Source organism: Jeotgalibacillus terrae, from assembly GCF_016908195.1.
In the GTDB taxonomy this organism is placed as follows: domain Bacteria; phylum Bacillota; class Bacilli; order Bacillales; family Jeotgalibacillaceae; genus Jeotgalibacillus; species Jeotgalibacillus terrae.
Genome location: NZ_JAFBDK010000008.1, coordinates 85,321 through 109,912 on the forward strand (window position 1 = coordinate 85,321; position 24,592 = coordinate 109,912).

General features: G+C 42.2%; 32 protein-coding genes. 9 read left to right on the forward strand and 23 right to left on the reverse strand.

Annotated features, from left to right (window positions below; genetic code table 11):
- Window positions 1–25: 25 nt before the first annotated feature.
- The 6 genes from JOD21_RS09800 to JOD21_RS09825 all read right to left on the reverse strand — a co-directional run bounded on the left by JOD21_RS09800 (window position 26) and on the right by JOD21_RS09825 (window position 5,070).
- Window positions 26–1,525 (reverse strand): CPBP family glutamic-type intramembrane protease, encoded by a 1,500-nt coding sequence (locus JOD21_RS09800; RefSeq protein ID WP_204729448.1) that lies wholly within the window; start codon window positions 1,523–1,525, stop codon window positions 26–28.
- A 16-nt stretch (window positions 1,526–1,541) separates the two neighbouring features.
- Window positions 1,542–1,967 (reverse strand): hypothetical protein, encoded by a 426-nt coding sequence (locus JOD21_RS09805; protein WP_204729449.1) that lies wholly within the window; start codon window positions 1,965–1,967, stop codon window positions 1,542–1,544.
- A gap of 1 nt (window position 1,968) precedes the next feature.
- Window positions 1,969–2,169, reverse strand: coding sequence for a helix-turn-helix transcriptional regulator (locus tag JOD21_RS09810; RefSeq protein WP_041121490.1), 201 nt, complete (start codon window positions 2,167–2,169; stop codon window positions 1,969–1,971).
- Between the two features lie 129 nt (window positions 2,170–2,298).
- Window positions 2,299–3,321 carry a phosphotransferase enzyme family protein gene (locus tag JOD21_RS09815; protein WP_204729450.1) on the reverse strand — a complete coding sequence of 341 codons (1,023 nt, stop codon included), beginning with the start codon at window positions 3,319–3,321 and terminating at the stop codon, window positions 2,299–2,301.
- A 41-nt stretch (window positions 3,322–3,362) separates the two neighbouring features.
- Window positions 3,363–4,055 (reverse strand): DUF2306 domain-containing protein, encoded by a 693-nt coding sequence (locus JOD21_RS09820; protein ID WP_204729451.1) that lies wholly within the window; start codon window positions 4,053–4,055, stop codon window positions 3,363–3,365.
- Window positions 4,048–5,070, reverse strand: a complete 1,023-nt coding sequence (locus JOD21_RS09825; RefSeq protein ID WP_204729452.1) for a hypothetical protein — start codon at window positions 5,068–5,070, stop codon at window positions 4,048–4,050. Before JOD21_RS09825 ends, JOD21_RS09820 begins: the two co-directional genes overlap by 8 nt.
- Before the next feature lie 277 nt (window positions 5,071–5,347).
- On the opposite strand from JOD21_RS09825, the gene JOD21_RS09830 reads away from it, so the two are divergent.
- Complete coding sequence (locus JOD21_RS09830; RefSeq protein WP_204729453.1) at window positions 5,348–5,539, forward strand: hypothetical protein; 192 nt, start codon at window positions 5,348–5,350, stop codon at window positions 5,537–5,539.
- Between the two features lie 128 nt (window positions 5,540–5,667).
- Here JOD21_RS09830 and JOD21_RS09835 read toward each other — a convergent pair whose 3' ends face one another.
- Window positions 5,668–5,940 (reverse strand): hypothetical protein, encoded by a 273-nt coding sequence (locus JOD21_RS09835; protein ID WP_204729454.1) that lies wholly within the window; start codon window positions 5,938–5,940, stop codon window positions 5,668–5,670.
- A gap of 11 nt (window positions 5,941–5,951) precedes the next feature.
- Complete coding sequence (locus JOD21_RS09840; protein WP_204729455.1) at window positions 5,952–6,350, reverse strand: hypothetical protein; 399 nt, start codon at window positions 6,348–6,350, stop codon at window positions 5,952–5,954.
- 126 nt (window positions 6,351–6,476) lie between these two features.
- On the opposite strand from JOD21_RS09840, the gene JOD21_RS09845 reads away from it, so the two are divergent.
- Entirely contained in the window at window positions 6,477–7,133 is a 657-nt protein-coding gene (locus JOD21_RS09845; RefSeq protein WP_204729456.1) for a haloacid dehalogenase type II, read from the forward strand.
- 40 nt (window positions 7,134–7,173) lie between these two features.
- Here JOD21_RS09845 and JOD21_RS09850 read toward each other — a convergent pair whose 3' ends face one another.
- Window positions 7,174–7,371 (reverse strand): DUF6366 family protein, encoded by a 198-nt coding sequence (locus JOD21_RS09850; RefSeq protein WP_204729457.1) that lies wholly within the window; start codon window positions 7,369–7,371, stop codon window positions 7,174–7,176.
- A gap of 6 nt (window positions 7,372–7,377) precedes the next feature.
- Window positions 7,378–7,920 carry a cysteine hydrolase family protein gene (locus tag JOD21_RS09855; RefSeq protein ID WP_204729458.1) on the reverse strand — a complete coding sequence of 181 codons (543 nt, stop codon included), beginning with the start codon at window positions 7,918–7,920 and terminating at the stop codon, window positions 7,378–7,380.
- A 151-nt stretch (window positions 7,921–8,071) separates the two neighbouring features.
- On the opposite strand from JOD21_RS09855, the gene JOD21_RS09860 reads away from it, so the two are divergent.
- Window positions 8,072–8,260 carry a hypothetical protein gene (locus tag JOD21_RS09860; protein WP_204729459.1) on the forward strand — a complete coding sequence of 63 codons (189 nt, stop codon included), beginning with the start codon at window positions 8,072–8,074 and terminating at the stop codon, window positions 8,258–8,260.
- Between the two features lie 82 nt (window positions 8,261–8,342).
- Here the strand turns inward: JOD21_RS09860 and JOD21_RS09865 are convergent, their stop codons facing one another.
- Together JOD21_RS09865 and JOD21_RS09870 are read right to left on the reverse strand one after the other, a co-directional pair.
- On the reverse strand, window positions 8,343–9,563 hold the full coding sequence (locus JOD21_RS09865; protein WP_204729460.1) for a Bcr/CflA family multidrug efflux MFS transporter: 1,221 nt from the start codon (window positions 9,561–9,563) through the stop codon (window positions 8,343–8,345).
- Window positions 9,564–9,678: 115 nt separating this feature from the next.
- Window positions 9,679–10,470: a nucleotidyltransferase domain-containing protein gene (locus JOD21_RS09870; RefSeq protein ID WP_204729461.1), complete on the reverse strand. Its 792-nt coding sequence runs from the start codon at window positions 10,468–10,470 to the stop codon at window positions 9,679–9,681.
- A gap of 404 nt (window positions 10,471–10,874) precedes the next feature.
- Here JOD21_RS09870 and JOD21_RS09875 point away from each other — a divergent pair, with 404 nt between their 5' ends.
- On the forward strand, window positions 10,875–11,135 hold the full coding sequence (locus tag JOD21_RS09875) for a hypothetical protein (RefSeq protein ID WP_204729462.1): 261 nt from the start codon (window positions 10,875–10,877) through the stop codon (window positions 11,133–11,135).
- 107 nt (window positions 11,136–11,242) lie between these two features.
- The gene (locus JOD21_RS09880; protein WP_204729463.1) at window positions 11,243–11,473 is read left to right on the forward strand and encodes a hypothetical protein; all 231 of its coding nucleotides are present in this window, start codon (window positions 11,243–11,245) and stop codon (window positions 11,471–11,473) included.
- A gap of 87 nt (window positions 11,474–11,560) precedes the next feature.
- Here JOD21_RS09880 and JOD21_RS09885 read toward each other — a convergent pair whose 3' ends face one another.
- Window positions 11,561–12,406, reverse strand: a complete 846-nt coding sequence (locus tag JOD21_RS09885) for a GNAT family N-acetyltransferase (protein ID WP_204729464.1) — start codon at window positions 12,404–12,406, stop codon at window positions 11,561–11,563.
- A 161-nt stretch (window positions 12,407–12,567) separates the two neighbouring features.
- Here JOD21_RS09885 and JOD21_RS09890 point away from each other — a divergent pair, with 161 nt between their 5' ends.
- A complete protein-coding gene (locus JOD21_RS09890) occupies window positions 12,568–12,819 on the forward strand; it encodes a GlsB/YeaQ/YmgE family stress response membrane protein (protein WP_204729465.1) in 252 nt (83 codons plus the stop codon).
- Between the two features lie 129 nt (window positions 12,820–12,948).
- On the opposite strand, the gene JOD21_RS09895 is transcribed toward JOD21_RS09890, so the two are convergent.
- The 4 genes from JOD21_RS09895 to JOD21_RS09910 all read right to left on the reverse strand — a co-directional run bounded on the left by JOD21_RS09895 (window position 12,949) and on the right by JOD21_RS09910 (window position 16,376).
- Window positions 12,949–13,461 (reverse strand): methylated-DNA--[protein]-cysteine S-methyltransferase, encoded by a 513-nt coding sequence (locus tag JOD21_RS09895; RefSeq protein ID WP_204729466.1) that lies wholly within the window; start codon window positions 13,459–13,461, stop codon window positions 12,949–12,951.
- 77 nt (window positions 13,462–13,538) lie between these two features.
- Window positions 13,539–14,489, reverse strand: coding sequence for a sensor domain-containing diguanylate cyclase (locus JOD21_RS09900; protein WP_204729467.1), 951 nt, complete (start codon window positions 14,487–14,489; stop codon window positions 13,539–13,541).
- A gap of 16 nt (window positions 14,490–14,505) precedes the next feature.
- On the reverse strand, window positions 14,506–15,315 hold the full coding sequence (locus tag JOD21_RS09905) for an alpha/beta fold hydrolase (protein WP_204729468.1): 810 nt from the start codon (window positions 15,313–15,315) through the stop codon (window positions 14,506–14,508).
- Window positions 15,316–15,371: 56 nt separating this feature from the next.
- Window positions 15,372–16,376, reverse strand: coding sequence for a glucosaminidase domain-containing protein (locus JOD21_RS09910; RefSeq protein WP_204729469.1), 1,005 nt, complete (start codon window positions 16,374–16,376; stop codon window positions 15,372–15,374).
- A 145-nt stretch (window positions 16,377–16,521) separates the two neighbouring features.
- Here JOD21_RS09910 and JOD21_RS19465 point away from each other — a divergent pair, with 145 nt between their 5' ends.
- Complete coding sequence (locus tag JOD21_RS19465; RefSeq protein WP_275579591.1) at window positions 16,522–16,644, forward strand: hypothetical protein; 123 nt, start codon at window positions 16,522–16,524, stop codon at window positions 16,642–16,644.
- Window positions 16,645–16,693: 49 nt separating this feature from the next.
- Here the strand turns inward: JOD21_RS19465 and JOD21_RS09915 are convergent, their stop codons facing one another.
- A complete protein-coding gene (locus tag JOD21_RS09915) occupies window positions 16,694–17,050 on the reverse strand; it encodes a DUF4870 domain-containing protein (protein WP_338032894.1) in 357 nt (118 codons plus the stop codon).
- A gap of 236 nt (window positions 17,051–17,286) precedes the next feature.
- Here JOD21_RS09915 and JOD21_RS09920 point away from each other — a divergent pair, with 236 nt between their 5' ends.
- The gene (locus JOD21_RS09920) at window positions 17,287–17,946 is read left to right on the forward strand and encodes an SDR family NAD(P)-dependent oxidoreductase (protein WP_204729470.1); all 660 of its coding nucleotides are present in this window, start codon (window positions 17,287–17,289) and stop codon (window positions 17,944–17,946) included.
- A gap of 63 nt (window positions 17,947–18,009) precedes the next feature.
- Here the strand turns inward: JOD21_RS09920 and JOD21_RS09925 are convergent, their stop codons facing one another.
- The 5 genes from JOD21_RS09925 to JOD21_RS09945 form a co-directional block, all read right to left on the reverse strand.
- On the reverse strand, window positions 18,010–18,240 hold the full coding sequence (locus JOD21_RS09925; RefSeq protein ID WP_204729471.1) for a hypothetical protein: 231 nt from the start codon (window positions 18,238–18,240) through the stop codon (window positions 18,010–18,012).
- A 170-nt stretch (window positions 18,241–18,410) separates the two neighbouring features.
- Complete coding sequence (locus tag JOD21_RS09930; RefSeq protein ID WP_204729472.1) at window positions 18,411–19,550, reverse strand: mannitol-1-phosphate 5-dehydrogenase; 1,140 nt, start codon at window positions 19,548–19,550, stop codon at window positions 18,411–18,413.
- Complete coding sequence (locus JOD21_RS09935; protein WP_204729473.1) at window positions 19,550–19,981, reverse strand: PTS mannitol transporter subunit IIA; 432 nt, start codon at window positions 19,979–19,981, stop codon at window positions 19,550–19,552. Before JOD21_RS09935 ends, JOD21_RS09930 begins: the two co-directional genes overlap by 1 nt.
- A complete protein-coding gene (locus JOD21_RS09940) occupies window positions 19,978–22,071 on the reverse strand; it encodes a BglG family transcription antiterminator (RefSeq protein ID WP_239581542.1) in 2,094 nt (697 codons plus the stop codon). The genes JOD21_RS09935 and JOD21_RS09940 overlap by 4 nt, the downstream gene beginning before the upstream one ends.
- Before the next feature lie 29 nt (window positions 22,072–22,100).
- Window positions 22,101–23,552 (reverse strand): PTS mannitol transporter subunit IIBC, encoded by a 1,452-nt coding sequence (locus JOD21_RS09945; protein ID WP_204729475.1) that lies wholly within the window; start codon window positions 23,550–23,552, stop codon window positions 22,101–22,103.
- Window positions 23,553–23,810: 258 nt separating this feature from the next.
- On the opposite strand from JOD21_RS09945, the gene JOD21_RS09950 reads away from it, so the two are divergent.
- A complete protein-coding gene (locus tag JOD21_RS09950) occupies window positions 23,811–24,569 on the forward strand; it encodes an STAS domain-containing protein (RefSeq protein ID WP_204729476.1) in 759 nt (252 codons plus the stop codon).
- The last annotated feature ends 23 nt before the right edge of the window (window positions 24,570–24,592 follow it).

The window sequence follows — 24,592 nt, forward strand, 5'->3', positions numbered from 1 at the left end:
CCCTTCCTGAGAAGAAATATTCTATCTAGATGAAAAATGGGGCTACCACATGGATCGCAATATTAGCTGAAAAGTGAGCAATCATAGCAAATTCAATACCCAGTTTCAGAAACAGAAATCCAAAAAAGAGTCCTCCGATTCCGTTGATAAGCACCATCCCCAAAAACAGACCGGTCGTCATTTCAAAGTTATCCAATGCTACCCTGTAGTGCATAATACCAAATACGATTGCTGCAAATACAATTGCAAACGAACTTTTCCATGTGTTCACTTTACGTTTGCCGACCTTAACCAGCAATATCATTACCAGGCTGACTAAAAACATCCTGAAAATCGATTCTTCGTTAATAGCAGCACCGCCCGCTCCAAGGATACTCAGCCACCAGACAGGCTCCTGAATGGTTGAATTATTAATCCCAAGCGGCTTTGAAATGACCAGGCTGACTGCAATAATCAGAGAACCGACTACCAGGCCCCCTCCAATCGTTTTAGCCGCATTGAGCCACCATCCTTTACAAATCAAAGGGACTTCAGTAAGTTTTTTGAATGCAGGATCATATATTGCGAGCTTTTTAAGTATTAATAGAGATAAGAATACTAAGATTCCTGTCTCAATCACTACCTGAAATAAATAGAGTGCCCCGAACGCAACTGGTGATAGTCCAAGCTGTGTATGCAGGCCTTCTCTTTCCATTGCATATGGAATAACGGCAAGCGCTCCTAATATATTGACCACCATCAGAATCCAATACAGCTTCCAATTCACAATCGGAGACTTTTTCACCATACTTTCATGCTGGACTGGCAGTATTTGCTCTTTTTGAACTGTTTCAATAAATCTTTCAGGTTCATCCAGATAAAGCCAGGCTTCTGAAACCTCAAATTTCCTGCCAAAATAACCTGTTGCGATCATCGGCGTTTTAAACTTCACCGCATATGATGGGTCATCTCCCGCTCCAAAAACCCTTGTCAGAACCCTTGGAAAAGCAGTAGCGTGAAATACATTGGACGGATGAATGATGCCACCTTGTTTATTATATTGAATTCCAGTGGGCTCAAAGGAAGCAACCTGATGTACACCAAAAGACAGTTCCCTTCTCAGACCGATTCGCATATGTACGTTTCCATTTTTCACTGTTACCGGCCTGTGCCGTAACACATTATAATCTCCCATCAGATAAAAGACTGAATAAATATGAAGGCCTGTCATGATCCAGACTGTTTCAGGGTAAAGGATTTTCAAATAGTAGTGAAAAATAAACATTTCAAGTAACTGTTCATGAACAAGTGCGAGAAAAAACCAGAAGTAAGCTGACTTTTTGTGAAAAGTAAATTCATTCGATTTGTATTTTCGTTTTTTCCATTTAAAGAATGCATAGAACAGGATCAGCCATTCTTTTTTGAATAGCGTTATGAGTGGATTCCCTCTCAACTTTCCCTGCCTGTGCAAAACCACCCATACGACTAACGCGGCTTCAAGTAATACTGCAAAAATAATAAGAGAAATCATTAAATCACGGTCCATCCCCATGTCCCCCTCGTCAGATATGGCGTCTCATATGTACCCAGTAAATGGTGTATTGAATGACGCCCATTGCAGTTAATATCAGAACCGGCAGATAAATGACGTGATTAAAATAAGCTGTCAGCGCAATCGCCGGTGGAATGATAAGTGCAAAAAACACATAAACACTTCTTGTTGCCTTAAACGTCAGCCACTGCATCCCTTCATCCTCTTCTCTTAACTCCATAGGGATAATTTGCGGCTTGATTTTATTTTGCGGATTAATCCGGTTATAGATTGGTATACTCCCAAGCAATATCAGAATTGGAATACCAAGCACCATTGAATCGATGTTATACCATTCAGGCATAACGCTGCTGTATTTCTCACTCAGCATAATTAGCCCGAGTCCAATGACAAGCACAATATTAAAAACCGGTGAATGAAATATTTTCTTTAACATGTCAATCCTCCTTTACTCCAAAAAGATCTTCTACCTTAATTCCAAAAACATCAGCCATTTTCAGCGCAAGTAACACAGAAGGAGCATAATCTCCTTTTTCAATCAGTCCGATCGTCTGACGGGTAATCCCCATCCGATCTGCAAGCTCCTGCTGTGTCATCCCATGCCTGGCCCTCCATTCTTTCACTTTATTTGTCAGCACAGATTTCAATCCCCCTCTATTGCTACTTATTGTAAATGTAAAGGATCATTTGCATAATGTAAATGATCCTTGTCATTATGTAAGAAATATGTCACACATTACTTAAACATAATATAAAAAAGAAGCCCATTATCGGACTCCTTTTACTTCATCGTATATGCGGGTGAAATCTATCTCTACAATCTGCTCTTCCTTCAACAGCCGCTCACGTAGACTTTTAACCAGTGCCTGCTCCCGTTCACTTGCATTCTCAAGATCAACCTGCTTATGAAACACACCGTATAACGTGTAATCTCTCATTTTCAAAAACAGCGGCAGCCGTTCAATCCATTTCTGGTCGATGCTGCTTTTTCGTACATACCCTGACAGAAAAGCCTTCAGAAACTTCTTACCCTGCTCAGACCGTTCTTCAAGAGAAAGATGATTATATTTCCACAAAATCGTATAATAAAGCGGAATCGCGATATCACTGACGTAGTGAAAATACATGGTATCATCAAAATCAAACAGGTGAAGCTCTCCTTCATGCACAAAGAAATTCCCCATATGAATATCAGAATGAATCAATCCATACACCTGCTGATCAGACGGCAGCTGTCTGATGCGATCCACCAGCTCCCCGTTGCCATCGATGATCTGCTGATCGTCCTTAGACAAATATTTTTCAAGCTCAATCAGATCATCCTCATACCAATGTGGCCGGTCAATCTGAGCGGTGTCAAAACCCTTTGCTGCCGTATGCAGTTCTCCTGTGATCTCTCCCCACTTTTCAAAAAGCGGAACATCGAATGCCGGATCATCCATTTTGATCAGTGACCCTGGCGCTTTGTTAAAAAGGCATGCATAAAAGAACGTATCCTCCGCGGGAATTTCTACAACTAGATCACCATCAACAGATTCGTTCACCAGTGATACATTGATCCCCCGACTGTGCAGATCATTGATCCATAGCAGTTCACTCTCCACTTCAGCTTTTGTGCGATGTGAGGAGTGGGTAAGTCTGAGCACATAGGGCACTCCGTTTTTAGATACTTCATAGACATAATTCTCAAAACCATTCAGATTTTTCGCTTCAGCAGCATCTGCACCAAAGCGTGATGCTGCCTCTGTAAGCAATTCATGTGAAAATAGCCGTTCGACTGACTGTTCCATAAGATCCTCCAGTTTTTATTCAAATTTTAACGTAAAGCTTTTTACGCAGCATCCGTCCCGGGACGGGGAGCAAATTTCTTTTTATAGTAAACGGTAAACCCTACAATAACCGGTGTCAGTAAAATTGTTGGTAAAAACCAAAGCAGCAGGCTGACCGATTCCACCTGAAGCAGCCTTGGCGCCCCGAATACTGTGAAAGCTGTCACCGTGGAAATGGAACAGCCCAACATACCGCCAATATGTTCATACCACCAGTGCATACGCTCCGAAGACTTTGAAAGCCAATATTTCAATTGAATCACAGCAAGTGCAACCCCAAGCAGCGGAAACCAGGTGAGAAGCGGATCACTGATCGATAAACCATATATCACAACAGCCGCTGCCGATAATAACAACGCAAGTGAAAATCCAAGGTCTGCAGGAGATTGGTGACGCCCCCGGCGCTTTTTATGGCGCAGCACCCGTAATCCATACCAGGCAGTAGAACTGCTAAGCACCGCAATAAATAACAGGAAAATTGAAAATGAACTGAGTGATGGATCTGAGAACGGGTCCATCAGCCTTGCAACGCCCATATAAAACGCACTGACTGATACAGCTGCCATTCCAGCAGTAAAAATCCAGCCAGATCCCCTGTGAACCCGTCCGCCTTTCTTTGTAACAAGGGGGACCAGGAATACAGCCAGTGCTGTAAAGCCGCCGATGATATGAAGTACTCTAATTACCTCAAACATGTTGCTGCTCTAATAGACGTCTTAATTTTTCAGGTTCATCTACACAAAACGATGCACGGTGAATAAATTTCTTTTTCCCATAGAATAGTGATAATTCAACCGGTTCTTTAAAGTGGATAGTTAACTGTGGCACCGGCTGTTCAAAATCCTGATAAGCAAATAGTGGTGTGTCAGGATGAATTACTCCTGACCAGTCAATACGCTCAATATTTGTTAATTCAACGGTCATCTGCTGCCTGATCCCCTGTGCTGCGTACAGTTTTCCGCCTTTAACTTCGATCGGAATTAAGCGGGCAATTTGCAGTTCTGCGAGAAACAACAGGATAGAATATACATTCAGTATAAGTAAAATAATTGAGAGTACAGGCCACTTCCCATGCAGCCACCAGTGAAGCCCTATGGTTTCAAGAACGACCGCATGGATCAGCATGAGCTGGATGGCTATTACACTGGTTTTTTTATGCATCGTGACAGTACCGGCATGCTCGATCGGTTTTTTCCAAAACCCAGTAATCGCATAGTAAAACATCAGAAATTCATGGGTGAAGATCCGTAGAATTAAGGCTTGATTTAAATTCTTTGTTACTGCCGGGACAGCTGAAAATAATAAAGATGATTCCGATTCGCATATACTTTTTCTGATCTTTGGCAGTTTCCATAATGCAAGCCCGAGAAGGCTGAGCTCGGCTATAACCAACAGACCTTCTACAGCGAGCCCCGTATAAAAAACAGGACGTACCATAGAATAATACGCAGAAGGAACTAGCAAATTCACAAGCAATATGCCGAAAAACAAGACAGCCGCCATGTATCTTTTCTTTAACTTGAATGCCGCCAAAACAAGAAGTGGCATAACAATAAGCAGGTCCAGCATTGATCCAGCTATGACACCCGGGTCAAGTGAAATTGACAGACTCCGTTGCACAGCAGGCTGATAAAGAAGAACGTTCGTGAGCAATAACAAAAATAAAAGGATACATGCAGGTTTTGAAAATCGGGTTTGACGCAGGACCACAACAAACACCTCTTTGTTATTTTATAATTCTATTTAACCACTAATTGTTTAAAAAAGGAATTTCAAATTTGAGGAAGCATTGTTCGAAGTAGTTCAAATTTCACTATTTTATGAACCGATGGCGAAATCTCATGAACCATCAATATAATCTCACGAACATCGCCTATATTTTCCTGAACCAACAACTCTAAATCTTCCCCCCCAGAAAAGAAACCGCTTTCATTCGCAATTACATTGTCAAAATGTTATAATAATTTCACACAAGAGGAGGAACATGATGATGGATCCCAGAGTGAAATATCTAATGCTCGTACTCCCGACGTTTATTCTGAGCATTGTACTGCTCTACATATTGCCTGAAAGCAGAAGCCTGCTTGCGATGTCACCAGTCATTGCAGCATGGATCATTTATTTTCTCTGGCAATATGCAGAAAAGCAGTCTGATGACGATGAAGAAAGTACAATCTGAATTAATGGAGGTTTTTTAGTGGCTGCACTATTTACCATATTAGGTGATGTGTTTTCAGCAATTGCCATGAATTTCTGGCACCGGAAACATACAGAAGAAAATCCTGAATCGGAATGATTCAGGATTTTTTATTGTACAGTAATTTTTTTCGGTTTAATTCCTTTCACCATGAGCCCTGCTGATACAAAAGTAATCAGGCTGATGATAAAGAAGCTGTAGGCATAGTCCGGTACGTGCTGCCAGAGTACCTGATCATTTATTTCAAATATAAGAAAGTAAACGCCTGTACCTGCCCCGTCTCTATTTTCAAGTGTCTGAAGTATGTCAAATCCTTTTAATGCGAATAAACCGGACAAAACAGTCAGTGCAATGGCTGTCATTCCTTTTCGATAGATCGTCACTCTTACCACTCCTAGCGTGATAGAATTTCCTCAATTGTTCTTTTCGCCTCAGAATTTTTCAAAATGAACGTTCCCTCTTTTTCAGAGCTTGTAAACCGGGAATATTGCCCGCTTTCTTTCCAAAGATAAATGCTTTCCTGCCGGTTATCGTCGTATGTAATGGTCAGCTTCACATCAGCAATTACTGCCATTTCTGATTGACGCGCTTTATAATCTGATTGGTTTAATACAGTTCTTAACTCTTTTTGCTCTTTATCATTTAATACAATTGATATATCTTCATACACCTGCATCTCCTCGTCCCAAAACTGAACAGTCGCAACACGGCTCTTTTCAAATTGATTAGATGCAAAAATGATTCCTGCAATACCAAAAAATAAAATAAATGCGATGATAACCGGTTTTTTCATGATGTACGTTCTCCCTGAAATGTTTTCTTATATGAACAGACGGCTGAATTCTGCAAAAGTTACAGTCCTTTTTTAGTTATTTTAACAATTTTTCGGGAAAATAGTTGTAAAGGAGTTGAAAAATATATGACAATTAAAGCCTACATATTTGATGCATATGGAACGCTATTTGATGTTCATTCTGTCATGGAGGAATTAGAGACACTTTTTCCGGAAAAAGGGGAGGCCATCAGTCAGACCTGGCGCAGGAAGCAGGTGGAATACTTTTTTCTGAGGCAGGTAATGGGCCGCTACAAGCCGTTCGATCAGGTGACAAAGGATTCACTTCTCTATGCTGTAAATGAAAGTGGACAGTCTGCTGATGAAAGCAGGCTTGAGCATATGCTTGAAAGTTATCGTCAGCTGAAGCATTATGATGAGGTTGAGGACGTGTTAAAGGAGTTGCAGGGAAAAGAGTTGATCGTGTTTTCCAATGGCTCTGAAAACATGCTTCATCCACTAATGACATTTTCAGGTCTGGAGTCATTATTCACAAGTACGATCAGTGCTGATGAAATTAAACAGTATAAACCTTCTCCTGCCGCTTATGCTTATGCGCTTGAAAAAGCTGGTGTAAAACGTGAAGAGGTGCTGTTTATGTCATCTAATGGATGGGATATTTCCGGGGCGAAGAGCTTTGGATTCCATACAGCCTGGATTAACAGAAACAACCTGCCCACTGAAGAATTACAATTAGAGCCTGATGCAGTGTATGAAGATCTAAGGGGAATATTACAATGGTAAAAAGATCCGCTTAGCACCACGCTAAGCGGATCTTTCAGCTTCATACTACCAAATAAATAACAGCTGCCACGATAACAACAGCGAGCATTACCATGTAACCCTTCCATCCGATCCCTGTCCTGCCGGGTGTTTCTGAAGGTTCCTCAACTGTCGTTTTCATGGTATTGGTTTTAGGATTTAATTCCTCCCGCTGAAGCTGCTCTCTTTTTTCTTTAGGTGTTTCTGACTCGTTTTTCATATGAATTCACTCTCCTAATGCCAGTTTTTCAGCTGGCTGAATATCCGCGTTTAATGACTGTTTGATAATGCGCATTGCACTGTCATGCGCTTCTTGTGATTCAGCTGCTGAGCAGTCTTCAGGCACACAGATTTCATATTCACGCATATGGGCATCGTTTGCTGTGAATAGAACACAAATATCTGTTGCAACGCCTGCAATGATGACGCGCTCAACGTCTAATTGCTTCAGCAGAATATCAAGCTGGGTGCCGTAGAAGCCTGAATGCTTTGGCTTGATGATGAAGTAATCATCATCTTCTGGAACAATCTTTTCTACCACAGGTTTGCCTTTCGAATTCATACACTCCTCTATAACCGCATCCGTATTGTCCTGCCAGTGGTCAAAATTATCGTTTACATAGATGACAGGCAGCCCCTCACCTTTGGCACGGTCTTTCAGTTTTTTCAAACGATCCACCATAGGAATGGTATTCTTCAGAAGGTCCTCTCCCCCTTCAAATTCCATATGATTCATCATATCTATTAATAATAGAGCTGACTTTTTCATACCTCTCACTCCTTGTATTACCAATATTTCACTTAGCGGGTATGAGTAAACATTCAAGAGGAGGTCTATTTAAATCTTTTCCAACTCTATGACAAATACATCTGCCTGCATGCTACACTTAAAATATGAATAACAGAGAGGAAATCACATCATGAAACCAATTAATCTTCTTATTATTGTCATTACCCTGATGCATTTTTCATTTCTCGTCAATCATTCTTTCTTTGATAGCGCGTATACCGGAATTATTTTAATGACGAATACAATTTTATTTTTAGTAGCAATGATTACATTCGCAACTGTTCAGAACGCTGAACGGAAGAAGAAAGCATTATCATAAACTTCATAGCTCAAACAAAAACACCATCCGCCTCATCATAAGGCGGATGGTGTTTCATTATTTCATAGAATATTATACTGAATTACCTTTCCCTGAACAGCTCATCCGCTTTCTTCTCAGCGCGGCGTGCAAGTCCAAAGTAGGCTGTAAGCGCAAGTAAGCTTGCACTTAAGATAATCAGTCCCATTGGTACGGCAGAATATTCACCGGCAATTCCAACCAGTGGTGCAGTCAATGAACCAAGTACAAGCGGCAGCATCCCAAGGAAAGCAGATGCGCTCCCTGCGATATGTCCCTGCGTCTGCATAGCCAGTGAAAAGGACGCTGTTGCGACCATTCCGATCGACATGACAAAGAAAAATAATGGTAATGCCACAAAGAAAAACGGTCCATCAAGGAGAACGGTTATCGTTAAAACGGCCCCAGCCGTAACTGCCTGCGATAATCCATAGAGTAAAAACTGTCTCTCTGAAATTCTGTGAGACAGGCGTCCCACAGATTGAGTTCCGATGATCAGCCCGATTCCATTAATCCCGAACAGATAACTGAATTCCTGCTCTGAAAATCCATATATATTCTGATAGACAAATGGTGTACCGGATACATAGGCAAACACCCCTGCTATCATAAAGCCCTGTGCCAGAGAGTAACCAAGAAACTGCTGATTTGTAATCAGCGACTGAAAGTTCTTGACTGTTGTGCCAATGTTACTCGGCACCCTTGACGTCTCAGGCAGTGTCTCTTCAAGACGTAATGTAATTAATGCGAATAACAGTAATCCCACTACACTCAACACAATAAAAATGCCGTTCCAGTCAGTAAAAATCAACACCGTGCTTCCGACAATCGGCGCTAAAATCGGTGCCAGGTTACTGATCAGCATAAGTAATGCAAAAAACTTCGTCAGTTCCCTTCCACTATAGGAATCCCTGACAATCGCGCGTGAAATCACGATCCCAGCTGAGGCTGAAAATCCCTGCAGAAAGCGCAGTGCGACAAGCACATAAATATTTGGCGAAAAAGCGATCGCAAGTGATGCAATGGCATACGCCATCAGTGCAATAACAAGCGGTTTTTTCCTTCCGTGTACGTCACTCAATGGCCCATTGATCAGCTGTCCAAGACCAAGACCAAGGAGACAGGCTGTCAAACTGAGCTGAACAGAAGAAGCGCTCGTCATTAAATCTGCAGCAATCGTTGGAAATGCCGGCAGATACATATCAATTGTTAAAGGACCCATCGCACCGAGTGCACCCAGTATCAGGGCGAGACGTGTCCGCTTTGAACCGGAAAGTGTATTCATGATGAACCAAGCCCTCTCATTTATTCGATAGTCGAAACATGAGGACTATTATACACCTCTTGCGTGAACATACCTATACATGAGGTTCAGTTTTTACAAATTAGCAAGATTGAGATTATTTTGTTAAATAATAAGGCCTAGCTTTGGCCAATTTCCCCTGCATCTGTTCGACCATCTCAAGCACAAACTTCCGGCATGCAATGGCCCGGTACAGACGACTGAAATAAGTTGATCCTTTTCCATTCAGTAATCTCTCAGCCTCACGCAGCTGTCTGACATCTTTCACATTTTTACGAGAGCCTGCCCACCTGACCGCTTCTGGCTTAGAGATTATTTTTCTCTCTTCCCATGTAAAGGCAATTCTGCAGAGCGTAGCAACTGCATCAGCTACTTCCGCATCTTTCAAAAATGTATGTATCCGCCCTGCCCGTCCAGGCCAGTATACTTCAATGTTATATGTAAGAGTCCGTTCAACCTGAGACCACGTAACGCCTGTTTCCACCGGTTTTCCGTATAATAAAATACCCTGATGTTCAAGACTCCACCAGGTAATCGCATTGATATTCCAGTGTCCTGTATGAAGACTTCCGTCAATCAGATAAGGATATGGTTTGATCTCATTGTTATCCTTTCCGGCATCCCCCACCTGCAGAAACATACCGTCAACTTTCTTGCCCCATTCAGTTTGAAGCAGGGGTTGTACCCAATTTGACAGCGTTTCAGCTGATAAATCTTTATTCAGAAAAATGATCAGATCCAGATCACTTCTTGCCGGATCAAACCCGCCATCAGCGACCGAACCATACAAATATATTGATTCAAGTGAACCCCCCAGCTCTTTAACTGCCACATTGACCAGCTGATTTAAAAACATTGAACATTCGTCAGGCACACGATTTGTAACCATCTTTCCATCCCTTTCCATTAAGTGCTTTTTGTGAAATATTAGCATACTAACCTTTAATTAAATAGGTGTAGTAAAGTCTATTATTGTTTTAATACAGCTGGTGATTGGAACTGCAGGGGGGGCGACTCCAGCAGGAGGAGTCGAACAGGTAAGACCTCAGCAGAGCGAAGCTCGGGGAGGCTTACCGACGGCCCTGCGGAAAGCGTACCCCTGCAGCGGAAATCACCAGTCAACTTTAAATAAGCCTATTAAACACCCACTCTATCAAATCGTGAACAATTCAGCAGAATACTTGCAAAACAGTTCTTTCATTACCTAAGCACCTTGTCGCTTCTTAAAAACAGGCGTATAATAATATTTCAGTTATTCATTTTGAATGACAGTCAGAGGAAAGGATAAGCGCCATGAAAAATACAAAACAATTCATTATGATCAATATCGGACTTGTGCTTGCTGGCGTCCTTGGCTACTATCTGATTTTAAATGAAACACCTAAACCAAGAATATTTGCGATATCGTTTCTATTTTTCTTTTGGGTCATTACAGATTATGTAAAAGCACATATACAGAAAGCCGGCGCCTCAAAGAGTATGCTCTGGGTCGGTAATCTCAGTTTTCTTATTACGTCCGTAATTGGTTTCAGCATCATATATTTTGCTTCATAAGCCGTGCACATGCACGGTTTTTTTATTTGGACCTGGCGTGATAAGCACCTATGCCTTCTGTATTTCTCCGCGTATGATATAGAGAATTCATTACAAGGAGGAAGATCATGAACCCGCATTTTATTCACCCTGCTGAATTTGAACGTCTGGCTTATGAGGACAGAAATATATACAGACCGCGGCCGTATGGAAGACCAAATTATTATAACCGGCCACGTCCTTACTGGGGCGTGCCTTTCCTTGGAGGATTAGCCGGTGGACTTCTTGCCAGCACCCTTTTCCCTCAGTACGGTTACTATGGAAATTACCCTTACTACTATCAGCCGTGGTTTAGATAACAAAAGCATTGAGCGCGGTGTCCTATCATTGGTTCAGTGCTCCGCTTATACAGAAAACAAGCCGAGACAAATAGTCCCGGCTTGTTTTTATTGCTGCCTCGTATTCACTTGAAACACTCTTTTCGTGTCGAACTCAAATGCAATTCCCCTATAGATTCCCTGCAGTAAAAACCCTGATTTCTCAGCCGTTCTTACTGCCGCCACGTTATCAGCAGCACAATCCCAGTACGGGACCCCGCCTTCAGCAATGCATTCTTTTACAAAAGCTTTGGCAGCTGTTGTACCAAGACCTCTTTTTTTAAAAGCTTTATATGTTTCAATATCAATTGCATGAACATTTCCTGCTCTGAAACCGGTCATACAGATCGTTGCTACTTCGTGATCCTTCATGACACATAGTCCAATCCCATTTTCGTAGAAATCTTCCGGTGAAGACCAGAACGTTTGAATCTTCTCATGAATTAAGGATCTGCTGAAGCTGCTTGCCTGAACTAGTGCTTTTTCAATAGGTACAACTCTGTATCCTTCAGGACAATCAGGATTTTTACTTTCTTTTGACGGATAACGATAGATAAATTGTTCCCACTTCTCATTCGGACGGTCGCCGAACACATCATCAAGAACTAAATCCCAGTTAGGGTGATAAGACAGCACTTCAGCTTCATGAACACCTGAGGCAATAGAAGCAGGCCCAATCACCAGGTCAATACACTCTCTTAGCTTTGTTGTAAAAAGCGGATTGCGTTCTTCGCCGAGTATGAATATTCCGTCCATATTGCCAAGCCATACGACTGCAGATGCAGGTTCTGTTACCTGATCAACAAAGACCCTGCCTTTATTGATTCCATCAAGCACAGCCCTGACTTCAATAGAGCCATCCTCTGTTAAAAGAGGCGCAGCCAGATAAAACTGATCTTCAGTTAATTCTTTCATCCCAATACTCCTCTTTTAAAGTTCTTATTTCATCTATCCTAACACACCTGATTTTTGAAAGTATATTCAGAGCATTTTCACAGGATTTCACTTCTCCTATACATATTATTACTTGTTCAGGGTATGCATAGAATCATATAGGCGATGAAAGGAGACTCACGATGGGCTTTATTTTATATTTAATTGTAGGTGGATTGATTGGCTGGCTTGCGGGACTGATTCTTGGTAAGGATGTTCCTATGGGCTGTATTGGCAACGTGGTGGCAGGAATTATCGGTTCGTGGATTGGCGGGGAACTCCTCGGCAGTTTCGGGCCTACACTTGCAGGAATCGCGATTTTCCCGGCACTGCTTGGTGCAGTAATCTTTGTATTCCTTTTAAGTGTTATTTTAAAAGCTGCAAACAAGAAATAATCTTTGTTAAATTTGGCTGTTGATTTCCGCTACAGGGGGACGCTTTCCGCTACAATCACCAGCTGTGCTAAAATAACATTTAACTTTAACAAAGTGGGAAATAAAAAGCTGGCGGCTGCCAGCTTTTTATTATGCTCTGAGACTGATGCCTTCTACCTGATGCAATGCTCTTTTGACATCCAGACCTGCGCTGAATCCGCCCAGGCCACCGTCTTTTGCAATGACTCTGTGACATGGTACTACAACAAGTAATGGATTTGCCCCAATGGCTGTTCCAACTGCACGGAACGCTTTTGGCCGCCCTACCCGCGCAGCAATATCTGCGTAGGTACGTGTTTCACCGTATGGAATCTCCAGCAGCGCCTGCCAGACCTCCTGCTGAAAATCAGTTCCTTTAGGCTCAATCGGCATGTCGAACGTTCTCTTCTGCCTTGTGAAATAGTCTTCAAACTCACTGATAAATGGGTGCATCTGTTCAGGACTTTCAATCATAACTGCTCCCGGTACGTATTTAGCCGCCCATTTTTCGAGTGCCGCATAGCCCTCTTCCGGACCGCCGATATAACATACTTTTCCATCAACAGCAGCAAGCTGATAGCAGTCCTGATCATATTTAAATTCCGCCCAGTAAATTGACGTCATGTGTACCTCCACCTAACCTTTTCTTCTATTATACATCGAAGCTCCAATTGAAAAAACAGGGGTGCGTCCCCTGTTTTTCATCGTAACGTTACCTGATTACGTCCATTCTTCTTAGAGTAATATAAAGCTTCATCAGCACGTTTGAAAATCGAATCTTTGGTATCCATCTTCTGAGCTCCTGATACACCGATCGAAATCGTAATCGGACTGTGCGGCCACTCGCTGATTTCAATATTTTCACGGATCCTGTCTGCGATTTTCACTGCAAGCTTGTCCTGTATCCCTGATAGTAAAATCACAAATTCTTCTCCTCCAAAGCGGATCAGCACATCGTCACTTCTAATTTCTCCTTCAAGCTTCCATGCCAGATCCTGAAGAACCTGATCGCCAACAGGATGTCCAAACTCATCGTTCACCTTTTTAAAATGATCAATATCCAGTATAAGATAGGAAAAGTCAAAGTTTTCTTCTTCTGACTTTTTCAAAAAATGAGTCAGTACTTCTTCATAATAGCGCCTGTTTCTCACACTTGTTAACGGATCGATCATGGCCAGGTTCTCAAGCCTCGAATTCGCTTCTGTTATTTCTTCCCTCTTACTTTCAAGTTCTGCGAGAAGTTTTTGCAGCTCTCCATTGGCATAATCTGTGTCTTCAAGAATTTTTTCCACCTGACGCTTCGCTGTAATTAAGCCATTTTCAAAATCATCCCGCGTTTTCATTTTCACGAACACATATTCAAACTGCTCATCCCGCTCCTGGGCATTCATCAGAACCGGTACAGGTCCTTCAGACGTCTCAAGTGTCAGATACATTTCTTCCACTTTTTTATATAAAGATATAACAGGCGAAAAATAGGTCTGAAAATACAACTTCGAAGGCACTGTTAACAGCGATGTAATATGCCGCTGCTTTAATTCACTACTCTTTTCTCCTATGATTTTACTGATCATTTCATTTGCTTCAATAATTCTGCCATCCGGCTCTGTAATAATAAATCCGCATGGTGCATAGTAAAGCTGCGTATCCATGCTCATCCCTCCTGCACTAAAGCGCTTCAACTGCTATATATTTTCTAATGTATTTGATCACTTCTTCCGGATGACTGATGTGTGGGTTATGACCCGTTGCCTGAAGCACTACAAATTCACTATCCGGAAATTCATTTGCGAGATACAATGCTGCCTCGTGCGGAACAATTGTGTCATCACTCGGTTGCATAATGACAACTGGCGTTTCTACACGCTTTAACTCAGCTCTCATATCAACTAAAAATGTCGCCTGTGCAAATTCCCGTGCGATCATCTGGTCATTTGAGAGCAGCTGCTGTTCAAAATTTTGTGCGAGCTCAGGACGATCTTCATTTTTAGAAGTAACAGGTGCCAGATATTTCGCCCATTCATTGAAGTTTTTTTCCATCATGTCAAGCATGCCGCTAATGCTCTCTTCATCAAATCCTCCATGATAGCCTTCATCATTTAAATATCTTGGAGAGGCTGCAATCATTATCATCTGTCTGAACAGTTCCGGCTTTTTACCCGCAGCAATTGTTCCAATCATACCACTGACAGAATGTCCAATAAAAATAACATTTGTTAGCTTCAAATCATCACATACTTCAATCAGATCTTCAGCATATCCTTCAAGGGACTGGTAGCGGGCAGAGGAGTATGCATGCTTATCAGCGCTACCGGATCCCACATAGTCAAACAGGACAACTTTATATTCTTCTTCAAACGCCTTCACTACCTGCTTCCAGGCCTGCTGACTGCTTCCAAAACCATGTGCAAACACGATTGTCTGCTCACCATTTCCTGTTACATGTACGTGATTTCTTTTTCGAATATCCATTGTCATACACTACACACTCCTCTTATATTTGTCATTTCATATATGTATTACTATTTTACTATTCAACTTGGTAAATTAGTATTACTTTTTGTTTCTTTTATCATCTTTTCGAAAATAGAATTGACGCCTTTCCACCAGTTTGGATCTTCAGCATATTTTCTATTAATCCATTGGATCGGATCTGCTCCGTCCGGTCTTCCCTTACTCAGGTTTACCACTGTTCTTGCAGCAATCTCTGAGGACTCCTCAATGGATGTGTTAAAGTCTTTCCAGCTATGAAATACGTTAAATGGATTATTGGCAATTTCTTCAGCTTCAGGATGATTTACTGATACAAATCCCTGTTCCTGTCCGGTAATCGCAAATAGCAAATATGGATGAATATTAAAGTCATAGGCAGCCTGGTAAATGGCAGAAAAGTAAGGCTCTTCTGCGAGCATTGAATCTCTTTGCTGAAGCCACGATTTCAAATTTTCCTGGTCAATCACAGTGAACTTTAACTCTTCCGGAAGTTCATTAACAGGTCCCTGATAGATTGGTTCCACCTGAGTATATTGGGCAGCAGCCGGAATACTTTCTGTTTCCTCCGCTGAGTCCGGAGACAGCATAAAAAACAGGATACATACCCCTGCAATCAGTGCGGTACTCAGGAGATAGGATCTAACTCTTAACGGCTTTCTCTCTACGGTCATTTCCTCTTCAATCTCTACCTCAGAATCATCTGCGTAAAATAAATCTGCAGCTTGTTCTTCAAGGCTGTGAAGCTTTAACCACTCTATAAGCTGAACCTTTGATACATAAGGTACAGCAGCTTCAGCCAGGTCATACCTGCTCAGCTGCATGTTTCCCCCCTGAATCATTTTTTCAAAAAGCTTAACCCGCACAGTTTCTTCCTCTTCAAAATCCGGAAGAGAACGGGTAATCATCTGGTGCAGCGTCTGAGATAAAAGAGCAGCACGTTTTTTAGATGAAGCTTCCGGGTATTTTTTTAATAAATATTTCTGAACACCTGCGATTTTCTCTTTGGATAATACGATGTCCCGTTTCAGAAGCTCTTCCCCATCCATTTCCCACACTGCTCCGTTCCAATCCTTTTATCACATTTTAACATATTGAAAAGACGCAGCTGAATACAAGTTTGAAGCAAAATTAGGCGGGTACATACAATTATGTAAGCGTTTACTAATATTTCATTTTGGAGGTGACTTGACCATGAGTGAAAATAACAATCAGGGTAAGAGTGGGGAAAACCGAAATGAAGAAACGAATAAAGAATATGGACGCCAGGGGAAGCATGCAAAAGGGAACAACGACTCAAATAAAAAAAATAACTAAGACATAAAAAAGAATGAGATCCTATTCCGGACCTCATTCTTTTTTGTGATTAATGCATTTTACGCAGCTGATCTTCCACCATTTTCCCGACAATTGGTAAGTGGTAACGCTCACCCTGATAAGCTTTGAACATCAGCAGGAGCCACAGGACCAGTGCGATAGGCCCGATTAGCAGGCTGATTATAAAGCCGATAAGCGGAATAAAATTGAGTACGATACTCAAAATGAATAGTGCACCAAAAACGATTGTTGACTGCAAAGCGTGAAATCTGATTGTCTGATTCTCCTTTTCTACTAACAGCAAGACAATTCCACTGATAAAACCGACCAGATACGCCAGTAAACCACCAACATTCTCCTGCAGACCAGTAGATGATTTCTTCATTCCCGGAGTGCCCTGTACCACAACTTTCGCCCCTTTCATATTTGGACTGAGAATGAACGCCGCTTTAATTAACAAAATATTCTGTCATTTAAGTATAGTAAATGAACCATCGTTCGTCAACGCGAACATCAGTAATCAAATAATAAAATATACTCCGTTTACATTTATGTGCATACTTAAAATTGCTCTCTTTATATACAGGTGCTAAGTTCTTTATAAGGAAAAAAATGTTTTTACATCTGAGGGAGTGGACCAGCATGGCAGGTAAGGTTATTTGTATTATTGGCGCAGGGCCTGGAATCGGAATGAGTGCCGCAAAGACATTTGGACAGCACGGATATTCAGTCGCTTTAGTAGCTCGAAATGAAGAAAAACTGCAATCGATGGCTGAAGAACTGAATCAGCAGGGTATTGAAGCGATTGCTTTGCAGGGCAATGCGTCAGCAAACGAGAGTGTGCGTAAAGCAATTCGAACTACCCGGAATACCTTCGGCCGAATTGATGTCTTACTATACAATGCTTTTACTTTCCGTGACCAGCTTCCTTCCGAGATGGATCCGATTGAATTCGCAAGCGATCTTCAAGTAGATGTGATTGGTGCATTGACAGCATTTCAGACTGCAGCTGCTTTTATGGAAGAAGGCAGTTCGATTCTATTTACAGGCGGCGGACTCGGCGTCAAGCCGATGAAAAAGTTCACTTCGGTTTCTGTTGGAAAAGCAGCGATCAGAGCACTTGCACTGGCTGTTCATCAGGAATTAAAAAGTCAGGATATTTATGCAGGCACACTGACAATAAACGGATTTGTCAGAGAAGGCACAACGTTTTCACCGGACCTGATCGCTGAGAGGTTATATGAGATGAGTGAACAGCGTAAGGAAGCTGAATGGACATTTGATAAGGTGGCCATTACCTGAGAATGATTTTACTTTTTGAATGATGAATATAGGAACAGCCGGCTGCTGAAGGCCGGCTTTTTGTTATGTAAGGTATCTTTTTAATTGCTGTACGATAATATATACAGCCTCATTGACATCATTAATTTGTTGATTCAGCTTATTTTCATGATCTGTAATTAAAAATGCATCTGTTTCTTTTTCGTAGTTCACCAGCAGTTTTTGCTTGTTCCCGCTGCTGATTGTTTGAGTGATGCCACTCCGATTATACTGCTTCATTGTTTCCAGCAATGTCCGAACATGATTTTCGTTCATCATCCATTCTCCTCTGTTTTTACTTCGAATTCGAGATATTACAAATTTATTATAATGGAGGGTATTATTTTGTTCTAATTTGGATGTGCTGGAAAAGATGACATGAAAAAAGCCGGGATAGTCCCGGCTTTTTCAAATGGTTCACTTTACTTCTGATGACACTTTCTAAATCAGTTCGACTGGTGATAATAGGTAATAATGCGGCTGCTCATTTTGCTGCCGGCCCTGATTCCCGATGCTTTTTCAAGAGCGGCTTCCGGTCCATCATGTTCAATCCACTCCTGCAGCTGAACCGCTTCAGGATCTTCAGATACATTAAACTTCAATGCGGCTGCAATTGTTTTTTCAAGGTTGGCCGGTTCCATTCTCTTTTGATCAAGTCCGGTTGCGGGATAAGTCAGACGGTCTCCTGCAGAAAGCTTGCGTAATGGCGCACGTCCTACACGATCCAGCCCATCGGAAATATAGGGATTTCTGTAGCGTTCAATGATCTTATGAACGTAGGCCTGATGTTCTTCATGATCCAGATCGAACTTTCCTGTCAGGAAGGAACTTGTCTCTTTCAGCACACCTTCAAGTAATGCAACAACTTCCGGATCATCCATTGCCTCTTTTACTGTCTGATATCCTTTTAATAAACCATTATAAGCAATTGAAGCATGCCCTGTATTTACAGTTAACAGTTTTCTTTCGATAAATGGCACCAGATCTTCTACAAAAAGAGCACCTTTTAATGCAGGCTGTTCACCTTTAAGACCAGCAGTTTCAATCACCCATTCAAAATAGCGTTCAACTTCAATCGTCAGAGGATTTTCATGCTGCTGAATCGGTACAATACGGTCAACTGCTGAATTAGGAAAACCGCTGACCTCAAAAACTTTCTTTGCTTCATCCTCAGTCAGGTGTTTCTCAACTTCGGCTTTCAGCTGGTCACTGCCACCGATCATATTCTCACATGCGATGACATTGACAGCAGCTCCTTCAGCTCTTTCATTCAGCCCCTTTGCAATGACTGGGGCAATAAATGGAAGAACATGTGGACCAACTGATGCCGTGACAATATCAGCCGTTGCTACTGCAGATATTGCTTTTTCAGGACTCTCCTGACTATTGATGCCACTCACGCCATCTACTGTAAACGATTCTTTCGTTTCATCAGCAAGCACTACCTGATAAGACTTGTCGTGATTCAGACGGTCAATCAGCTCCGCGTTTACGTCAACAAACGTTACTTCATACCCGGACTGTTGAAGAATCGCGCCAATAAAGCCGCGTCCGATGTTACCCGCTCCAAAGTGTACGGCTTTCATTATTCTGCCTCCTCAAAAATTGCGATAATCTCCTCTTCTGATTTTGCATGGATCAGGCGTTCAACATTTTCTTCTTCAGAGCATGTAATGGCAATCTTTGAAAGAATCTCAAGGTGCTCACCATCTTTTCCTGCAATTCCAACCACGATATTCACTTCATTATCATCAAACATGACACCTTCAGGAAGCTGAAGCACAGAAATACCAGACTGTTTTACAAGCTTCTTGGAGTCCTCAGTACCGTGTGGGATCGCAATTTTATTACCGATATAAGTAGTTGAAATCTGTTCACGCTCAAGCATACTTGTTACGTAATCAGCATCTACATAGCCTTTTTCAGCTAATACGTTACCTGCTTTTTCAATCGCTTCTGTTTTTGAAGATGCACTTTCATTCAGGTAGATATTTTCCTTTTTAAAAATCTCACTCATGATGAACCCTCCATTAGTTGATGTGATTTTGTTGTGTAAAATTGGTTCAGTGTTTTTTGCAGAAATTGAAATACTTCCTGTTGATTGCCGTTTCTGATCAAATGCATGGTATATGCTTCTTCCACCAGACTGCCACTGATCGAGCTTAATACCTCTGCACCTTTGTGATCGGGATCAGCCGGTGAGATCATCAGGATGAGTCTGCTTACTTCCGCCTCCTGTCCGTCCATCCCCTTAAGCATGAAGGGTGAGGACAGATCATAAAGCCTGAACAGCGGCTGCCTTACTGATTGATCCCGGCAATGATATAGCGCGAGTCCTGTATCAGGTATCGCCATCCCGCCCAGAGATTCACGGGCAGTCAGGCTTTTCGCGACTGCTCCTTTTTGATTGATAATACCCTCTTCATAAAGAGAGAAATCCAGCTTTGTCAGCACTTTCTCAAATTTTTTGTTCTGATCAAGTGATTCAATTCTGAATTGCTTCAGAATCTGTTCGACAGATGTAGCATATTGATTCATTAACTTCAGCCTGTGTAAAAACGGTACCGGGTCATCCGGTTTCTGCTTCATAGCTGAAGGTTTTTTCATTGGTTTGATCGTCTGAATCGCGGCCCTGATCCTGTCTGCATCCTGCTGCGGCAGCAGTGGATTGACTAGCAGATAATCCTCAGCAAGCCCGCTCAGACCAACTGTTGATACGATCAGATCGTAATGTGTTTCTTCAAGGTGTTTTTCCACTTCACTGATACTTGAAAGTGTAATTGATTTGAACTCATCGAATTCTTTATTCAGCCTGCTCCCGATCATTTTGGAAGTTCCGATCCCGCTGGCACAGACGACCAATACGTTCAGTGAATCCGGACCTGTTACACCTTCAAGCGCTGAGCCGAAGTGAAGAGCCAGAAATGCAATCTCCCCATCCGGAAATTCATAAGCGGGTAGTACTTCTGTCAGCCCGGCCCTGACTGCTTCAAATAAGTCAGGATATTCTTTCTTTATCCGCTTTGTCAGTGGATTATACGTATAATTCTTTTCTTTTGCCCGCTGTATACCCGGCTCAATATGTGCAATCAAGCCTTCAATCAGATCCGGGTCATCAATCAGATTCACATTCAGCCTGTCAGATATCGCACGGACGAGCTGGTGAACTGTTACAGCAAGTTCAGGGTCAGTCAGCTGATCAACGAACTGCTCCTGGAATCGACGCTTTGCCGTTTTCAGATGAATCGTAATGTAGCCGACTTCCTGTTCTTCAATCTCAAGGTTAAACGCTTCAGCTATCACATTTGTAATGGTTTGTGCGATTTCATATTCAGGCAGAAGCTGAAGATTCTGCAACAGGTCTTCATGGTGTTCAACCGTTGCCCCTGCGCGTATACGTTCCAGTGATAGACAGATATGCAGCAGCAAAGATACATAGGCACTATCTGTTAACGGGTAAGGAAGCTCAGCGATATCCGCTTTGATTAACCGGTCCACCTGATCAAATTCTTCTTTAGATACAATTGAAAATACCCTGTGATCAAGTGTCCGCTGATTAAACAGCTGGCCTTCATGAATTGAATAAATGGATGAACTCTCAAGTTCCTCCATCATCAGGTTTGCAAGTGAGCGCCGTTTTGACTTTTCCTCGCCAAGCAGCTCAATGCCATATCCTCTTTTTCTAATAATTGTCACGCCATACGGTTTTAGAAACTCTTCCAGTTCATCGAGCAGCTGACTGAGTGATGCGTTTGTCATTTGAAATTCCTGAGCAAGCTCAACCTGCTTTACAACAGCATCCTGCTTCATCAGATAATGAAGCAGCAAAATTTTTCTTTCTCCCGGATCAAGTTCTGATGAGGGAACCTGGAGCAGCGCAGATTCCAGTTTCCCGAAACCTGCGCTGTCTCCTGTCAATCTCATTCCTTTGCCTGCCTGTTTATCAAGCTTCAGATTGAAATGGGCACATATATCCTCGATCTTTTGAAGCTCCCGTTGGATAGTCCTCTGACTCACCTGCAGATGGTCTGCAAGTTCAGCCAGCGTTGTGTACTGGTGCTGAGCGGTCAGCAGTATATGAAGCATCTTCCGTTCTCTCCCTGTCATGTACACGCTCAGTCACCTCCTGTTTTTATTTATGCTGATTCATTCTTTTTTAATTCGTTTACAAGCTCATCGTATTTTGGACTGCCAAGGAAATTGTCTACTGAGATATGTCTTGCATCAGGACGCTTATCTCTTGCGCGGTCTGTCAGATCTTTATGTGTAATGATAATGTCTGCATCATCCGGAATCTGATTGATCGCGGTATTTGAAACCGGGATATCGATATTTGCTTTTTTGAACTTATTTCGAAGCAGTGAAGCACCCATTGCACTTGAGCCCATTCCGGCATCACAGGCAAAGATGACTTTGTTCACATCTCCAAGACCGGCAAACGATCCGCCTTCAGCAGCTACAGGCTCCTGCTGTCCAGTTAAGTGAGATGCAGCCTGACTCTTTTTACCTTTCATCTCCTGCATACGCTCTGTTGCTTCTGTCAGTGCACCGTCTTCTTCAGTAGACTTCGTGAACTTCAACAGGAAACCTGCTGATGCGAATGATACTGCAGTTGCTGCAAATACACCAGCCAGCATGCCAAGGTAATCTCCACGCGGCGTCATTGCAAGGTAAGCGAAAATACTTCCTGGTGATGGTGTTGCGACGAGTCCTACATCAAATAATGTGAATGTCATGATACCAGTTGCACCGCCAAGGATTGCTGCAACAATTAGGACCGGCTTCATTAGAATATAAGGGAAATAAATTTCGTGAATCCCTCCAAGGAAATGGATCACTCCCGCTCCCGAAGCAGACATTCTTGCCATACCCTTTCCAAAAACCATATAAGCTAACAAAATACCAAGACCTGGTCCCGGGTTGGACTCAACCATGAAGAGAATGGATTTACCAGCCTCTGCAGCCTGGTCAAGTGCCAGCGGGCCAAGGATCCCGTGGTTGATTGCGTTATTTAAGAATAGTACTTTTGCAGGTTCTACAAACACACTTGCAAGCGGCAGCAGGTTGGCGTTAACGATGACCTGAACCCCGGCAGCCATTACTTCATTCAGTCCCTGCACAATTGGACCGACCCCCATGAATGCAACCAGTGTAAGAACTGCCCCCAGAATACCTGCTGTAAAGTTGTTGATTAACATTTCAAATCCCTGTTTGATTCTTCCTTCAAACAGTTTATCTATCTGCTTGATCAGATAACCACCCAGTGGCCCAAGCATCATTGCACCAAGGAACATTGGAATGTCTGTACCTACGATGGCACCGATTGTAGCAGTGGCACCAAGTACACCCCCGCGGACGCCGTAGATCATATGTCCGCCGGTGAAACCGATCAGCAATGGTAACAGATAATTAATCATCGGACCGACGACAGTCGCTAAATCTTCATTTGGTGTCCACCCGGTCGGAATAAATAATGCCGTAATTAACCCCCATGCGATGAAGGCACCCATATTTGGCATAATCATTCCGCTCAAATAGGAACCAAACTTCTGAATTTTTGCTTTAACACCTGACTTATTTTCCGCCATTTGTTTTTCCTCCTTCATATTTTTTGACTTAAGCAATGTTGTTAATTTAATAATAAAGCGCTTACTTATGCAAAACAATGAATAGAAAATACAACTTTGTCATACCTGAAGTGGACATTTTTTGATTAACAATGTTTTGAACTGGCGGATGGAGATTTTCACTTCATATGGTAGAGTTAATAAATAGAAAACCGGTTAGCTGAATTGATGAGTTAGCCGTAAAATGAATGAGATACATAGAGGGATGGAGAGATAAACATGACTGCATATGGAACGATTCCGGAAACCATATCACCATTGATGGCGCTGGACAGTATAGGAGAAACAGTTCTGCTTGCTGATTCCACCTGCCATATACAATGGATGAATCAAAAAGCTTCTATCCTGATGGATGAAGTTGCTTTGCTATATGGGCTGTCGGGAAGTAATGAAATGATTGGCAAAAGTATGGACCTGTTTCATGCAAAGCCGGGGTATCAGCAAAGTATGATGGATCGGATTAAAGATACACACCGTGCGAGGATAACCATTAAGGATATTGTGGTTACTGATATCGTCATTACACCGATCCGTTCAGAGCATACGGTGATCGGCTATATTATTATGCTCATGGATGTTACAACCAAAGCTGAGGAAGAAAAGGCAAAAGAAAAACTGATTAAAGATTTATCTACTCCTATTATGAGGGTATGGCATAATGCTATCGCTCTGCCGTTGATCGGGTCATTTGATCAGGAACGATTTGACCTGCTTGTGACTGATGTGCTGGTGGAATGTTCATTACATAAGATTGATTATGCACTGATTAACGTGAATAAAATACATGTTGAGGAAGAAAATCAGACCGTTTTTCAATTTCAGAAGCTGATTGACTGTCTGCGTCTGATTGGCACTGAATGTATGATTGTTGGTGTTCCACCTGCATTGGCAGTTCAGATGCCGGGACTTGATCGGGATATATTGATTTTTAAGAGTGTGTACGAAGGCTTGAAGTGTATTATTTCCTCTGAAAAATAAGTGTAAGAAACCCGGCCGGACAA